General features: G+C 42.2%; 13 protein-coding genes, 1 pseudogene and 1 riboswitch. Of the genes and pseudogenes, 11 read left to right on the plus strand and 3 right to left on the minus strand.

What is annotated here, in order from left to right; translation table 11 throughout:
• Positions 1-376: 376 nt before the first annotated feature.
• A complete protein-coding gene (locus AB4512_RS18020; protein ID WP_372175292.1) occupies positions 377-1,111 on the minus strand; it encodes a chromosome partitioning protein ParA in 735 nt (244 codons plus the stop codon).
• A gap of 609 nt (positions 1,112-1,720) precedes the next feature.
• Positions 1,721-1,840: riboswitch (glycine riboswitch) on the plus strand.
• A gap of 128 nt (positions 1,841-1,968) precedes the next feature.
• On the opposite strand from AB4512_RS18020, the gene AB4512_RS18025 reads away from it, so the two are divergent.
• From AB4512_RS18025 to AB4512_RS18040, 4 genes are all read left to right on the plus strand, one after another.
• Positions 1,969-3,339, plus strand: coding sequence for a sodium:alanine symporter family protein (locus AB4512_RS18025; RefSeq protein ID WP_017059726.1), 1,371 nt, complete (start codon positions 1,969-1,971; stop codon positions 3,337-3,339).
• A 384-nt stretch (positions 3,340-3,723) separates the two neighbouring features.
• Positions 3,724-4,536: a winged helix-turn-helix domain-containing protein gene (locus tag AB4512_RS18030; protein WP_017069349.1), complete on the plus strand. Its 813-nt coding sequence runs from the start codon at positions 3,724-3,726 to the stop codon at positions 4,534-4,536.
• A complete protein-coding gene (locus AB4512_RS18035) occupies positions 4,533-4,994 on the plus strand; it encodes a hypothetical protein (protein ID WP_017059728.1) in 462 nt (153 codons plus the stop codon). Before AB4512_RS18030 ends, AB4512_RS18035 begins: the two co-directional genes overlap by 4 nt.
• A 560-nt stretch (positions 4,995-5,554) precedes the next feature.
• Positions 5,555-7,030, plus strand: a complete 1,476-nt coding sequence (locus AB4512_RS18040; protein WP_017063796.1) for an aerolysin family beta-barrel pore-forming toxin — start codon at positions 5,555-5,557, stop codon at positions 7,028-7,030.
• Between the two features lie 106 nt (positions 7,031-7,136).
• On the opposite strand, the gene AB4512_RS18045 is transcribed toward AB4512_RS18040, so the two are convergent.
• On the minus strand, positions 7,137-7,772 hold the full coding sequence (locus tag AB4512_RS18045) for a LysE family translocator (protein WP_017058961.1): 636 nt from the start codon (positions 7,770-7,772) through the stop codon (positions 7,137-7,139).
• A gap of 296 nt (positions 7,773-8,068) precedes the next feature.
• Here AB4512_RS18045 and AB4512_RS18050 point away from each other — a divergent pair, with 296 nt between their 5' ends.
• Together AB4512_RS18050 and AB4512_RS18055 are read left to right on the plus strand one after the other, a co-directional pair.
• Positions 8,069-9,541 (plus strand): carboxypeptidase M32, encoded by a 1,473-nt coding sequence (locus AB4512_RS18050; RefSeq protein WP_017066275.1) that lies wholly within the window; start codon positions 8,069-8,071, stop codon positions 9,539-9,541.
• A 330-nt stretch (positions 9,542-9,871) separates the two neighbouring features.
• Positions 9,872-10,783, plus strand: coding sequence for a LysR family transcriptional regulator (locus AB4512_RS18055; protein ID WP_102333401.1), 912 nt, complete (start codon positions 9,872-9,874; stop codon positions 10,781-10,783).
• 532 nt (positions 10,784-11,315) lie between these two features.
• On the opposite strand, the gene AB4512_RS18060 is transcribed toward AB4512_RS18055, so the two are convergent.
• On the minus strand, positions 11,316-11,594 hold the full coding sequence (locus tag AB4512_RS18060; RefSeq protein ID WP_017063787.1) for a hypothetical protein: 279 nt from the start codon (positions 11,592-11,594) through the stop codon (positions 11,316-11,318).
• Between the two features lie 391 nt (positions 11,595-11,985).
• Between AB4512_RS18060 and AB4512_RS18065 the strand changes: the two are divergent.
• The 5 genes and pseudogenes from AB4512_RS18065 to AB4512_RS18085 form a co-directional block, all read left to right on the plus strand.
• A pseudogene (locus AB4512_RS18065) lies at positions 11,986-12,255 on the plus strand (carboxypeptidase M32); the annotation flags it as partial.
• Positions 12,256-12,716: 461 nt separating this feature from the next.
• Positions 12,717-13,922, plus strand: a complete 1,206-nt coding sequence (locus tag AB4512_RS18070) for a DUF1611 domain-containing protein (RefSeq protein ID WP_108085955.1) — start codon at positions 12,717-12,719, stop codon at positions 13,920-13,922.
• The gene (locus tag AB4512_RS18075; protein ID WP_065584873.1) at positions 13,919-15,055 is read left to right on the plus strand and encodes an alanine/ornithine racemase family PLP-dependent enzyme; all 1,137 of its coding nucleotides are present in this window, start codon (positions 13,919-13,921) and stop codon (positions 15,053-15,055) included. The genes AB4512_RS18070 and AB4512_RS18075 overlap by 4 nt, the downstream gene beginning before the upstream one ends.
• Positions 15,012-15,377 carry a type II secretion system pilot lipoprotein GspS-beta gene (gene gspS2 / locus AB4512_RS18080; RefSeq protein WP_016788065.1) on the plus strand — a complete coding sequence of 122 codons (366 nt, stop codon included), beginning with the start codon at positions 15,012-15,014 and terminating at the stop codon, positions 15,375-15,377. The genes AB4512_RS18075 and gspS2 overlap by 44 nt, the downstream gene beginning before the upstream one ends.
• Positions 15,378-15,608 (plus strand): hypothetical protein, encoded by a 231-nt coding sequence (locus AB4512_RS18085; RefSeq protein ID WP_065584872.1) that lies wholly within the window; start codon positions 15,378-15,380, stop codon positions 15,606-15,608.
• The last annotated feature ends 116 nt before the right edge of the window (positions 15,609-15,724 follow it).

The following is a 15,724-nucleotide window of genomic DNA, read 5'->3' on the forward strand; positions in this document are numbered from 1 at the left end:
ACAATCATCGAAACAATAAGCTATGGTGCAGTTCTCACAAAGATACTCTGGCATCACTCCATCCCTTGTCGTCAAAGCAGCCAAATGCGAGCTAGCAATCGACTGCGTGTTCATCCTGAACAACACTATTATGCAGCGACTCTGAGCTGAAAATATGTATGCAAAGTCATTTAATAGACAACAAGTAACATATCATTGTGGATATACGTAACTATTCACAAATATCTAAGCAAACAATGAAAACACGCAAATAATCAATAATGAGAAAGCACCGGATCTATGCTCTCGACAAACGCAAAACGCCCACATCACGTGTGTGATGTGGGCGTTTCAATGTTTAGTGAAAAACTAACGTTAGGTTGGTAAAGCCTTCGGCTTATAGACCCATCTCTTCAGTGAGAGTTTTGATTTGTTTGAGGTCCATGGTGTGGACTTCAATCATTTGTCTTATATCACTCAGTCGAGAGTTAGCGTTATCTTGCTTCTCACACGCGTCAGATTTCGCATCCCATGATGTGCCATTTAAGTAAACATCACACGCTTTCTTAAGAGAACCAAGATTCTGCTCGAGTTGATCTCTTTCTTTCTCAAGTTTTTCAAGTTCTTGAGAAATCTGTAATTCTTTTCGGAAAACTTCACGCGCACGCTCAAACAAAGTCGATTGCATGTCAGCCTGACGATTAAGTTTCTGGTTGTCTTGCTGAGTTTGCTCTAACGTTTGCTTCTGTTCATTTAGCTGTTGCTCTAACGAGTAGTTCGCCTTCTCTAAAACCGAAGACTGCTTCGCTAATTCCTGGAGCTCTTTTTGATGCTCTTCCGTTTGTTTCACTAGAGCGGCTTCTACTTTCGCATCGATTTCGGTATCAACTTTTGCCACTTTAGTTTCAACGGATGTCATCAACTGTGCTCTGCTGTCATGCAGTTCTTGATAACGAGTTTCGAGTACCTGGTAAGTGGACTCCCACTTAGAAGCCGTAACTGTAGAACCAATTAAGCCACCCAGTGCTAAACCTATAACCGCAGCAATGCCGATATAGAGCTGACTGCGCTTATCGCGTTCTTCTATAACAACCACTTCATCTTGTTCGCTTTGTCCAGATTGCTGGTTCACTAGCGGGTACTCCCAAAAATTTATTTAACGTTACGCGGTCACTGACACGAATGCCAATACTGATTGTGAAGGCTCAGTTAAACCTATCGCTCAAGCCAGAAGCACTTAAGCTTTACTAACACATTCATCCCACCTGTTTACAGGCAGGCTTAACGAGTTAACTCCGAAATCATCAAGCTGGCAGTATACAAAAGGAAACTGCTAACGATAACTATCACTACCCATTTTTGCAGTTTTTCGTTTGTCCGGTAACGAAATAGTACAAATGCCAAAGCCAATAAAAAAACAATCGCTATTAGTCGAGTCATAACTCCTCCTTGTTTCTCTATTTTATACCATTTAAATAAGCAAGTTACGTCAGAGAGTCGTTGTTTGATCATTTAGTTGAACAACATTTGTGCAAACAGATATTTTGTAGCTGACATCACATTTTATATGATCTAGGATACGCCTACAGATTACCTAATTATTTAGGTAATTGTTCCGATGAAGACTGCAGGAGAGTGGTTTTTAACTAAACATTAACATTTAGTTAGATTGACCCGCCGAAGAAGTAAATCTTTCAGGTGCTTTATGCTGGAGAAATCCAGAAAAGTGAGGACTGTCGTTGGAGGAACCTCTGGAGAGAACCGTTAGATCGGTCGCCGAAGGAGCAAGCTTAGTGCCCGTTACTTATCTATAAGTGATTCGCTAAGTGAAACTCTCAGGCAAAAGGACAGAGGAGTGGAAAGCAACAGCCTTAATTAACACAAGAATTCTATCTAGAAATCCGTATGTATTAAGTAGTGCCCCCGATCCCTGAGATCTGCACTGCCTTCCCTCTTCTCCTTAAATTTTTAATTTATTAAGGGGAATCTATGAACCACCTACAAGCTACACTACAAACCATCAACCAATTCGTTTGGGGACCACCACTGCTTATTCTGCTAGTGGGTACAGGTATCTACTTTACTTTTCGCTTAGGCTTACTCCAGTTTAGACACCTCCCAACTGCACTGAAAATGGTGTTCAGCAAAGACAAATCTGGTACGGGTGACGTATCGAGTTTCGCGGCTTTGTGTACTGCACTTTCAGCAACCATTGGTACAGGTAACATCGTTGGTGTAGCGACCGCAATCAAGATTGGTGGCCCTGGTGCCCTATTCTGGATGTGGCTTGCCGCTGTATTTGGTATGGCGACCAAGTACGCAGAATGTCTACTCGCCGTTAAATACCGCAGAACCGATAGCAATGGCGAAATGGTTGGCGGCCCAATGTACTACCTGCAATACGGTGTCGGCTCACGAATCTTAGCGGTAATGTTCGCTGTCTTCGCGCTCGGCGTTGCTTGCTTCGGTATCGGTACCTTCCCACAAGTCAACGCTATCTTGGACGCAACTCAAATCTCATTTGGCGCTTCGCGTGAGATGTCTGCTGTCGTTCTTACGATATTAGTGGCAGTGGTTACCCTTGGTGGTATCCAATCTATCGCTAAAGTGGCAGGGAAAGTTGTTCCTACTATGGCGGTTATGTACGTCGTCGCGTGTTTAAGCGTTCTGATTTCAAATGCCGACCAACTACTGAATGCCATTACCCTTGTTGTGACTTCTGCGTTTACCAACACAGCAGCAACCGGTGGTTTCTTTGGCGCGAGCATCATGCTTGCTATCCAATCAGGTATCGCTCGTGGTGTGTTCTCGAACGAATCTGGCCTAGGTAGCGCACCAATGGCTGCAGCAGCGGCTAAAACAGACTCATGTGTGAAACAAGGACTTGTCTCTATGACAGGTACCTTCTTCGACACCATCATCATCTGTACGATGACAGGTTTGGCGCTTATCTTAACGGGTGCTTGGCAGACTGATCTTTCAGGCGCTGCGATGACCACTCACGCATTCGCTGTTGGTCTGAATGCAGATACCCTTGGCCCTATGTTGGTTTCTGTTGGCTTAATCTTCTTTGCGTTTACAACAATTTTAGGTTGGAACTACTACGGTGAGCGCTGTGTTGTGTTCTTGCTAGGTACCAAAGCTGTATTGCCTTACAAGATCATCTTCATTGCGTTGGTGGCTTCTGGTGCATTCTTAAAGCTTGACATGATCTGGATAATGGCTGATATCGTGAACGGCCTAATGGCAATTCCGAACCTAATCGGGCTTATCTTGCTGCGCCACGTTGTTATCGAAGAAACCAAGCTATTCTTCAAACCGTTGACGTCTTCAAATGATTGTGAAGCAGTTAAAGCGTAAACTGAAGTGATTGAATACCAAGCCCGCATTCAACTGCGGGCTTTTTTATTTTCATCACATAGCGAAACGTCTTAAATTATTATGCAGCACATATGCCCTTATAAATAACAAGAATATTAAATCGACCACTATGCGATTTAATAAAGAAGATAGAAGACTACTAAAAAGAACACTAATAAAACCAACACTTAATTAGATATTACTTATATTTAACAGATTGTGCGTAGGTGTCAGGCATTTTGTAACAAACATATTAAATTTCTTTTCGTTTCAACGACACAAAAAACCAGAAGAATAAAACATGTGACTTTAATTCATATATTAGTCAGTTTATAGTCATCTACATTGTAGAGAGAATTATAATAAAAATAAAACGTTGGCTATATGATCAGATTCGACCCGATTAAAAACCGTATTTATAACGACGAACGTTCTATTAAAGTAGGATACCGTGAAACTCGGGTCCTGGAGTTATTACATAAAAACTCACCCGATATTGTTAACAAACAAGATATTATTAGCTTCGCTTGGGGAAACGAGTTCATAGGGGATACGTCACTAGCGAAAAGTATAAGTTTACTGCGCCAAGGGTTCGTTAGATTAGGCATCAAAGAAACCCCAATCGTCACCGTTCCTAAGGTGGGCTATCGCCTTATCGATGAGTGCGTGGTAATCGACTCCCCCATCAATAATGCAGCCACAACTCCCCTTGCTGATGCGAGCAACCTGATACCCGTCGGCAATAACGGTATTGCTATCGGTGCAGCTGTTGCAGTCGAACCTAAGCCTAACCCTAAACAAAGTTCGTCGGCTTACTTTCCCACTGCTGAAAACCGAAACAAGTTGTGCTACTTCACCACTGGCTGCTTACTGTTGGCATCAGCGTTATTGGCTTTTGCTAAGGTTAATGAGATAAACCTCAGCGATATCAAACCCGTTAACCGGCTCAGCGAGCAATGGATAGGTCAAATACAAGTTTTCCAAGCCCCTGAAATGGCGATGACGCCAGAGCTAGAAAGCATTCTCTATCAGTATCAATGTGATTGCGTGGCGTACATTAGCGAAGAAGCGGAATATTCTGAGCTCTCTATTCTGAACAAAGCCACACGCCAGTCCGTCAACATCTTTTACACGCCAACCCAACTAGATCAAGCCAGTACCGAACTGGCCCTATTCCTAGAAAGAGGTCAATTATGATGCCAATCGTTGCGCTCATTTCTGCATTCGTTTTATTGGTTGGCATATGGAGTATCCCTTCGCCCCAACCAAAAGAAGAGCATCGCTACCAACATAGCGTGGTGGACCTGATAGTGAATGACAATGTATTACGTACCGACGGATTAACGAAAATAAGTAACAACAAGGTGCTGCACCTGATGTCCGTTCAAGACGACAACATGCCCGACCCACTTGTTCTGCGATTCAGAGGAACAGCCCGTCCTTCTCAATCACTTTTCTTTTCTATTTCTGGCACCATTGACTTAGTCTCTGTGCAAAAAATAAATAAAACAATGAATGACAGCCGATTGGCGCCTTACCTGTTAATCAACAATGACCCATTAACGGTAAAGATTGATATCTTAAGTTCGAATGATTTATTTGCCATCATTAAAACGTGTAATACAGGCCGAACGCAACTTCTGGCCAAACGATAATTAGAGATAGTTTAACCACTAGCAACAAGTGCCCTATTATCAAGTAGCAAGCTTTTCCGATATTACACATAAAAAACGGATGGTTATTTTCATTATTTTATCAGTAATACAATTATTACAGTCTTCCTTACTTTAAGTGTTTGCATTTTAAAACCGATAGCAAAGCAAAATATTCAAGTTAGATTTTTACTCTTTGTCACTCACTACCTGCCCACCTTAAAACTACGAGTATTGTGAATGGTTATACCTGTTCTTCTAATTAACCATTCATACAAACGCCAAAAATAACGTCAAATAATTTTGACGTCTAAGCCCGAATAATGGGCCTTCATTTTTCTAAAAACGGTTTGAGCCCCATCAAACAATTTACGTTCAGTTGCATACTCTTTCACCGTAAAAACACTAATGACAATACAAGCTATTGAATTAACTGGGTAATTTAATTCAACCCTTTTCAGTATCTATCTATTTATCAACATGAAAAAGTGAACTTGTCTTGTTAACTGCACGGCACACAAAACATTATCAAAATAGAAAAATTACAAATGAGGGAATTGTTAATGATCACAGTAAACAGAAGTCTCTTAGCAACCGCAGTGTTGTCTGTTCTATCAACCGGTGTAAATGCGAAGATTTACCCAGACCAAATAGTGTTTGACCAACTTGGTGAAGATGTCTGTCGCTCTGGTTATCGTCCTATAGACCGTTATGAAGCAGAAGAGCAGAAGAGTACTTTGGTCGCTCGCATGGGCACTTGGCAGATCACCGGGTTAAAAGGAAACTGGGTAATCATGGGGCCGGGTTATCATGGCGAAATTAAGCAATCAAGCAGTGGGTCAACGTTCTGTTACCCAAACAACGACCAATCTGAAATCCCTAACTATTCCGCCAAATCGGTTCAGGAAGGCAGCGAAATCGATGTTCAGTATGAATTAGTGAACAACCGTAACGACTTTGTACGCCCATTAAGCTACTTAGCCCACAACCTAGGTTACGCTTGGGTTGGCGGTAATAACAGTCAGTACGTGGGCGAAGACATGACGATAAAGCGCTCTGGCAACAGTTGGGTAATACAAGGAAATAACAATGGCTCTTGTAGCGGCTATCGCTGTGATGAAAAAACCAAAATCACCGTCGACAATTTTGCCTACACCGTTAACGACGACAACTTTTGGCATGGTGATGTTGTCGAGTCGGATCGTGAACTAGTGAAAACGGTTTACGCGACGGCAAGAAACAACAGCAACATCGCGCAACAAGTGGTGGTAGACCTAAAAGTAGACGAATCAACAAACTGGTCGAAAACGAACAGCTACGGATTCTCACAGAGCGTTCAAACAGAGAACACCTTCAAGTGGCCTTTGGTTGGCGAAACTAAGCTCACCGTTAAGTTCGAGGCTAACCAAAGCTTCGCTGAAACAAATGGCAACTCCACTAGCGAACAAGTAACACTTCAAGCTCGTCCTATGGTTCCTGCGAATTCGGAGCTACCGATTCGAGTTGAGCTGTATCGCTCAAGCATCTCTTACCCGTACCGATTCAACGCCGATATTAGCTACGATGTTGAATTCAACGGCTTCCTTCGTTGGGGTGGCAACGCGTGGCACTCTCATCCAGATAACCGCCCGTACAAGGCTCATACCTTCACCATGGGCCGTGGCAGCAGTGAATCTGCCGACATTCGCTACCAATGGGATCACCGTTACATCCCAGGTGAAACTAAATGGTGGGATTGGGGCTGGGCGATTAAAGAAGCTGGCTTATCAAGCATGCAATACGCGACTGGCGGAAGCTTACGCCCCTTCCACTCTTACGTGTCTGGAGATTTCTACGCTGAATCTCAATTTGCAGGTACTATCGAAATTGGACAAGCAACACCAATTACTAACAATCTACGCAGCAAAAGAAGTACTGATTCCGTCAACGAATCTACTGAGCGCATTGGCGACATCGAAGTTACCACCAACTTTAACGCCGATGAGTTGAGTGACTTAGGTTTCGAAGGTGCTGAGATGAACATTAGCGTCGTTGAATAACTGCGCTGTAGAATAAGATCGGTACAAAGATCTACCAGTAATAAAGCACAAAGCCCACGACACATCGTGGGCTTTCATATATTCATGTTCAACTGAAAACGGTGAACTACACAGGCTCTTCCATCAGAAGCTTAACACCCAGCCCAACCAGCACCATGCCCGTCACGCCTTCCATCCACTTCATAAAACTCGCGTTTTTGAGCAAATTTTTAGCCGAGTTAAGCGCGCCAGCCAAACCACATTGCCATACCATCGCAATCATAAAGTGTACCGAAGCCATCAACATAGATTGCAATAAAGGCGAACCTTCAGGGTTTACAAATTGAGGTAAAAAGGCCAGATAGAAAACTGCTGTTTTTGGGTTAAGAACGTTAGACAGAAAGCCTTCACGCAAAGAACGCTTTGCACTGTAAGCCTGCTGAGCTTGTTCTCCGACCTTCAAACCGCCACCGTTTTTCATCAACGCTCGCAAACTGCTTAAGCCAAGCCAGATGAGGTAAACCGCACCTACCATCTTAACGGCTTGAAAGAGTTCAGCGGATTGGGCGAGGATTGCAGATATACCCACAGCAGAGAAAAACGCGTGTACATACAAGCCGCTACAAATACCAAAGCTCGTCATACAACCGTCAGCTAAGCCAGAGCGGCTAGTATTGCGAATCACCAAAGCCGTATCTAAGCCCGGCGTTAGCGTTAAAATAGTGATGGCAATTAGAAATGCCTCAAAGTTCAAAATATCCATATCATTGTCATTTTTGTTCAGCGATCTATCATCAATACCGTGTATCTGAACAATTCGCAAGCAACAATTGCCACCAGCTATACAACTCACTGATTTTGTGCACAATAGAACAGTTTGATTTGTTAAGAAATAGTAAATTCAAGGCATCGTACCGCCTCATGCTTTTCTCGCTATATCTTCGACTGCGAAGGTCGGCGTCATTAAAAAGCAAAGCCATAATCAAAGTACACGAGATGAACCTTAACGCTGACGCAGCCCTAAGGATCATTTAAAGAAACCAAATTAAGAGTAGTCAAATGAGCGCATTCAAAAAACTAGTCGAACACTCTCAAAAATGTTCACGCTTTCAACACCTAGCTTCTATTTGTGGTTGGGACCAAGCTTCAATGATGCCAGCAGGTGGTAACCAAGCTCGTAGTGAAGCGATGGCCGAGCTTTCTGTTCATATTCACGGCTTAATGACTCAACCACAGCTTGGCGATTGGATTGCAGACGCTGAAAATGAAGCGCTGAACACTGAGCAACAATCGTCACTTCGTGAAATAAAACGCCAGTGGCAACAAGCAAACCTACTTCCAGAAAAACTGGTTGAAGCGAAATCTCTATCGGGTTCAAAATGTGAACATGCGTGGCGTAGCCAACGCGGTAACAACGACTGGGTTGGATTCGAAAAGAACTGGCGTGAAGTGGTTGAGCTTTCTCGTGAAGAAGCGCAGATTCGCGCAGACGCAGCCAATCTAACGCCTTATGATGCGATGCTGGATATTTATGAACCGGGCACCAGCTCTACTTCACTTGATACCCTATTTGCAGACGTTAAAACTTGGCTTCCAGGTTTAATTGATGAAGTGATCGAAAAACAATCGAGCGAGCAATTTAACGCACCATCAGGTATCTATTCGACCGAGAAACAGAAAGCACTGGGTTTAGAAGTCATGAAGCTGCTTCAGTTCGATTTTGAACACGGCCGATTGGATGAAAGTGTTCACCCATTCTGTGGCGGCGTCCCTTCAGACGTGCGTATCACAACACGCTATGACGAAGCGGAATTCGTTCAAAGCTTAATGGGTATTGTGCATGAAACAGGCCACGCACGTTACGAACAAGGCTTACCAAAACACCTAGCAGGACAACCAGCGGGGGAAGCTCGTTCTATGGGCATTCATGAATCTCAATCTTTATTCTTCGAGATGCAAGTCGGCCGCAGCGACCCGTTCATTGGACACTTAGCGAACTTGGCTGGTCAGCAATTCTCAGGCTCAGAATTTGAGAAAGAAAACTTCCAGAAGATCTACACGCGCGTGAAGAAAGACTTCATCCGTGTTGATGCCGATGAACTGACCTACCCTGCACACGTTATCCTGCGTTACGAGATTGAGCGTGACTTGATCAACGGCAAGATCAAACACACTGACGTGCCAGAGTTATGGAATACCAAGATGCAGTCTTACCTTGGTTTAAGCACTCAAGGCAACTTCACTAACGGCTGTATGCAAGACATCCACTGGACAGACGGCGCATTTGGTTACTTCCCATCGTACACATTAGGTGCGATGTACGCGGCGCAGTTCATGGCTTCAATGAAGAAAACGGTAGATATAAACTCTGTGATTGAAAGCGGTGACCTATCCCCTATCTTCACTTGGTTAGAATCAAACATTTGGAGCAAAGGCAGCCTGCTGACCACTGATGACTTGGTGAAAGGTGCAACGGGCGAAACCTTGAATGCGCAATACTTCAAAGACCATTTGAGAAGTCGTTATCTGTAGATAAAACGCCCAACTACATTGAAGGTTTCTACTTGCAAAGCTTGCTGTGTAAGTAGAACCAAGCTGAAAAAAGCATAGTACAAGTATTGTAAGTCAAAAGTCACAATTATGGCTGAAGGGTAGCTTTGGTTCTAACTAGAAAAGGGGCACTTCTGAGTTACGAAGTGCCATCTGTGAAGGTTCTGGACATTTCCGAGTTGCGTTTTATCTAATTTAGTAAGTCATGAATTAACAGAAGTAGGGCAACTCGCTTAGTCGAGTGTCCAGTATCACTGGTGCAGATCAGTTATCATATTTTAAGTAAATCACTCTAGAAAGGAAGCGAAACCTATGAATTTTAGTTTTGAACAACTTCTCGCGTTCGTGACCGTTTATGAACAACTCTCGTTTAGCAAAGCCGCGGTCAAACTCAATAAGCACCGAACTACGATAGGGCAGGTGATTACCAACCTTGAAGACCAACTAGCGGTCAGTTTGTTTGAACGAGTGGGGCGTTCGGTAGAGCCAACTGAAGATGGTCACCTTCTTTATCACAATGCTAAATTAACCATCGAGCAAGCGCGTACTTTCGACAAATTGGCGCTAAGCCTCTCTTATGGTGGATTAGAAAGCGTCAACATCGCTTATTCTAGTGTGATTCCTCATCGCGCTTTGGTTGAAATCCGCCAGCAATTTCTTCGCGATTTTCCGCTAATGCGCGTGAACTTTTTTGTTAGGAATAAACAGGACATCAAAAGAGGCATAGATAGTGGCGAATACCATTTTGGTATCGTCAATGTGCATGACCGTCAGGCGATGTATAGCTTTGATGCTACTTTCCTTGGGCATTTCGAATTTCTCCCTTTTGTTCAAAAAGGTGGAGATCTATCTAGGTTGGAGAAAAGTGCAGTCTTGGTGGCTCTGAAAAACAGCAAACAATTTGTCTTACGATCTTTTATTGAAGAAGGTATGTCAGAGAAGATTATTTACAGCTCAGACAATGAAGCAATCGATCAACTTGCCCTAGTGATAAAGATGGTCGAAGCGGGGTTGGGTTGGGCGTTACTGCCTAAAACCTTTTCTAATACTGAGTTTGCCAATCATGCTATTGAGCCAGTTGAAGCCGATGAGATGCTAGAGGGCTTCAAGTTTGGCTTCGCGCTTTGGTGTCCACATTCCAAACAAATTGTTGATATTAAAAAGTCGTTAATCACCGTGATAAACAATTATCGCAAGCGATTTGAAGATGGTCTCCGTCGTTAACTCATAGACTCATCCAATTTTTTAACAAGGTTCAATTAGAGCCTTGTTTTCGTTTCAGTTAACTTTAAGTTCGAGTTTTGATGGATTACACCCTTTATATAGGAGTGTGAGGTATCAAGCTGACTATCTCTTCAGTCATGTCACTTTCCCTGTACCTTTAAATAATATAAAAGATATCATACAGTTTGTTGTGATTTTACCCCCAGCCCGTGAAGATAAAGTGACTAAATGGTTGATGTGATACATAGCAATTGTTCACAACTAAAGTTCATAAGGATGGATGACTTTTAGTAGGGAAAATGTTCGCATCCTAAACGATGTAGAGTATTCAATCTAAGTGATTTTGGGGCAGATCTGAGCTAGCAGGCACTTTGCAAGAAAAGCGCCACGAGTAAAACTTCAGGCTTATGAAGCCTCTGGACATTTCCGTTTTAGCAAGATTGCCAATTAAGCAAAGCATGAATTATTAAAAGGATAGAAAAAGTCGCTTACGTGATTGTCAGGGATCATTAGACCACTACAACTTCAATTGTCAGTTATAACTAAAACGGCACCTAGCCTTTGAGCAAAAAACCCTATATAACTCATCCCCACCTTCATGCTCTCTTACTCGAAAGAAAAAAATACTCTTCCCTCCCTCCTCATACGCGAGAGCTAGCTCAGCATCATCTCTTATCAAACCTTCAGCTACTAAGTGAACTTCTAATGCATCGAGTGCTTTTTCTTCTAAGGCTTTATCGTGAATTGGTTTAAAACCTCCAAATGAAAGGGAAGAAAAAAAAAGAGCAAAAACAAAAAAAACAATTCGCATAACTATTCCTTTTTTATTAGTTCAATACTAATTCCAGTTTAGTAAGAAATTAAGATTGTCGCAGCAGTGAAACTAAATAGATAGCTCTCGTTTCATGCAATTAAAGTCGGAGTTCATCATTCTTATTATGGTAAATGGGTAAATTAGCTACCAAAAACAACCCTCAGACCGCCTCAAACGCTCTCAGCGAGGATTTTGGGCTTGTTCAAGGCTATGCTCATACTACCTTGTATGTGTGTGACTCTTTCAGTGCGATTTACAGAGCAAAAACTAGCGAATTCGTTTGAGTCAAGAACTGTACTCTGCCCCCACTTTTCGTACTTTGTGAGTTAAGTCGCCCCGTTAGCAAGAATTTGGACAGCCGCAACTACCTTAAAATGCAGGTCACATTCTCCACTGGACGGACGGCGCATTCGGTTACTTCCCACCTTACACATTAGGTGCGATGTACGCGGCTCAGTTCATGGCTTCAATGAAGAAAACAGTGGATGTGAACTCAGTGATTGAAAGCGGTGACCTATCCCCTATCTTCAATTGGTTAGAATCGAACATTTGGAGCAAAGGCAGCCTGCTTACTACTGATGATTTGGTGAAAGGTGCAACAGGTGAAACCTTGAATGCGCAATACTTCAAAGATCATTTGAGAAGTCGTTACCTTTAATGGAATAAATCGATAGAGGCTGATCAGTTTATTGATTCAGCCTTTTTAATCACATTTTCAAAACATACTTAGATTGATTTGAAGGTTTTATCCCTTCATCGAACTTAACAATCACGGAAGATTCTGGTACCTACTAGCACGAAATTGGACAAAAACGCGTTAAACTCAAAACTCTAATTCACTTAACTAATATTAGAAAAAGTATCTTGAAACCTTAAAGCTGAGAGGTTGATACGGCGACGTTGAACAATGAGTCTTAGATCTCTAATCAATCACGTTAGTATGGGTGAAGCCTGAAAGTGATAGACTTAGAAAGCGTATTAATAATAATCAACAAAAGTCTGGTGAGTGTGTTACCTTGGTTGTTATCCCTACCGCTTAGTGGGGACTTCTTTTCTTTTCCGAACTCACATCTCGGCACTCCTTAGTTGCCCTCCTAAGCCTCACCGCAGGCTTTAATTATGTCCATTTCAACCCAAAAGTTAAGAAACATCTTCAAACTCACTAGAATTGAAAATGTAGAAATCAACAACGATGTACCCCATTTCGCACCTTGGTTACCACTTGCTCAGAAAGTAAAACCTGTCATCCCTTCTGCGATTATATATTGCGAAGGTAATTTTGGTAAAATTGATGGTAAAACCGCTAATGGGTTAGTGAGACATTCGTTAAGCTATCGTATTCTATCGGTTATTGATAGTGAGTCTGCTGGCTTAGATGCTGGTGAAGTTCTTGATAACAAAGCCAATGGAATACCTATCCTTGCTAATGCTGAAGAAGCTATCATTCACGCAGAAAGCATTCCTGATTACTTCATTTTTGGCATTGCGCCATCAAGTGGCTTTTTATCTGACTTAGATAAAAGCATAATTTTAAATGCCATGTCACTAGGAATGAACATCGTAAATGGCTTACATGAATTCCTAACCGATGATCCTCTATTTTTAGAAGCCAGCTTAAAGAATAACGTTCGAATATTCGATACTCGCAAACCCAAAAATAAAGGCGACCTGAAAACGTTTATCGGGAAAATACACAACGTTAAATGTCCGAGAATTGCTGTCATGGGGACGGATTGCGCGCTAGGAAAACGAACAACAGCAACAATATTAACGAATGAACTGACTAAAAAAGGCCTTAACGTCGTTCTGATTGCCACCGGTCAAACAGGCATTATGCAAGGTGCACAATACTGCGTTGCACTCGATGCTGTTCCTTCACAATTTTGTGCCGGTGAGTTGGAATCTGTCATTGTACAGGCCTATGAAAAAGAAAACCCGGATCTGATTATTATTGAAGGGCAAGGAGCCTTGAGTCACCCTGCGTTTTCAACCAGCGCTTTTATCTTACGTGGCAGCTGTCCAACGGGTGTGATACTGCAACATGCCCCTAAACGTTTATATCGTAGTGATTTTCCTGATTGCCCAATGCCTTCGATTGCCTCAGAAATCAATCTTATCGAAACGTTTTCTAATACCAATGTTATTGGACTAACACTGAATCATGAAGATATGTCGTTGGATGAAACACGCAGTGTGATAGACAGTTACACTACCGAATTTGGTCTACCTGTTACTGATGTCTTGTCACAACCTGTCGAACATCTGTTGCACATCGTAACGTCAGCTTTCCCTATAATAGAAAGTAAACTGGCCGAAAAAGGGTGAACTACCCTAGGTTAGACATCGATTGTGGGAAAGTTCACCATAACGCTCAATTCCTGATTACTCAGCTCTCACTGAAAAATATATCCGTTACGCCTGTAACAAAAGCCTTCCTCGGTCACCCTATCATCGCACAAGTTCTTATTGATGCTGGCGCACCAATGTTAGCCGATTCAAGAATCGAAAATCTTCAAAAGATGACTGAATCTGGCATTTCTATCCCCAAAATGCTGATACGTACACCCATGCTCAGTCAAGTGGCGAGCATAATAAAATACAGTGATATGAGTTTAAACTCTGAAGTTGAAGTGATTCAGAGGCTTTCACATGCAGCGGAACAACAAAATTGTCGTCACGATATTATTATTATGGTTGAGCTTGGCGATCTCAGAGAAGGTGTGATGCCTAATCGCGTTATTGATTTTATCCGTGAGATTATTTCTTTACCAAACATCACGATAAAAGGAATTGGTACGAATTTAGCTTGTCGGTATGGTGTCGCTCCAGATGATAAAAATATGAATATTCTTTCTGATCTTGCCGATGGAATTGAAGCTACATTTGGGATCAATCTAGAAATTATTTCAGGGGGTAATTCTGCTTCAGTTAACTGGGCTCTTCAGAGAACAGGCTTAACTCGAGTCAATCACCTTCGTATAGGAGAAGCAATTTTTTTAGGCTGTGAGCCTTTAGAGCACGAAAATATCAAAGGCTTACATACGGATGCGATTTCTTTGACCGCTGAAGTGATTGAATCCAAAATTAAACCGACTTTGCCTTGGGGAAGTCGGGGGTTAAATGCTTTTGGTGAAAAAGAAAACCTTCAAGATAGAGGGGAGGTATCGCAAGCTATTCTGGCATTAGGCCGCCAAGATGTTTGTGTCGGCGGGCTTAAGGCTCCGAATGGGATTAAGATCATGTCTTCAACTAGCGATCACCTTGTCCTTGAATCCTCACAGAAACCACTACTTGTAGGGGAAAAAGTCACATTCAGTTTAGATTACAGTGCGCTCTTATCTTCTATGTCTTCACGTTATATCCATAAATATTTTAAGGCACCTAAAGGGAGAAGAAAGGAAGAAGGAGCGCATAATGCTACGAACAACTGTAATTCTCTTCGTCAGTGTCATGCTTAACGGTTGTCAGATAAGCCCAATAAAATCTAATGGACTTGCCGATTATAGAGCGACAGTTATTTCAAGCCAACTTCCACAAGAGTTAGGCTCAATCACACTCGTAAATGCACAGTCAGAGGGCGATAGTGTCACTCTTGTTTTCGTAAAAAAGAAAACTTTGAATATGGACCGATTAGTAGAAAAAGTCGCCGTTAGTTTTTGTGACAACATCGAAATAAGACCACTATTAGAGAGTGGGATCTCTTATCGAATCATTACCTTAGGAAAAAATGAGAAAGTAGAAAGCCTTAACGTCATTTCTCTAGCTAAGTGCTCTAATTGAATGCTTAGCAGTCGAATGGATAAAAGCCAATACGAGTTGTTCAATGTACTCAATGACACTATTTTATTGAGGTTTGACCGCCTTACGCCTTGGGAAAAAAACTTTATCACAGAGTTACACCATAAGGTCGTAACTAGACAACTCATTTCAATTAAACAAAAACAGCTTGCTTTAAGAATTTCAATGAAAGCCTATAAATCAAAGAAGAAAAACGCGCGTTCCAACGTTTAATTTAAGCTTGTGTATACCTAATCTGTTTAAGGCCATCTAAACCTTGGACAGATTAGTAGTATTTGCACTTAACGTATTGAAAATAATCAAGTGTAGCGGTGAATGGGTAACAACTT

This window comes from Vibrio sp. 10N.222.52.B7, from assembly GCF_041474275.1.
Lineage (GTDB): Bacteria > Pseudomonadota > Gammaproteobacteria > Enterobacterales > Vibrionaceae > Vibrio > Vibrio crassostreae_C.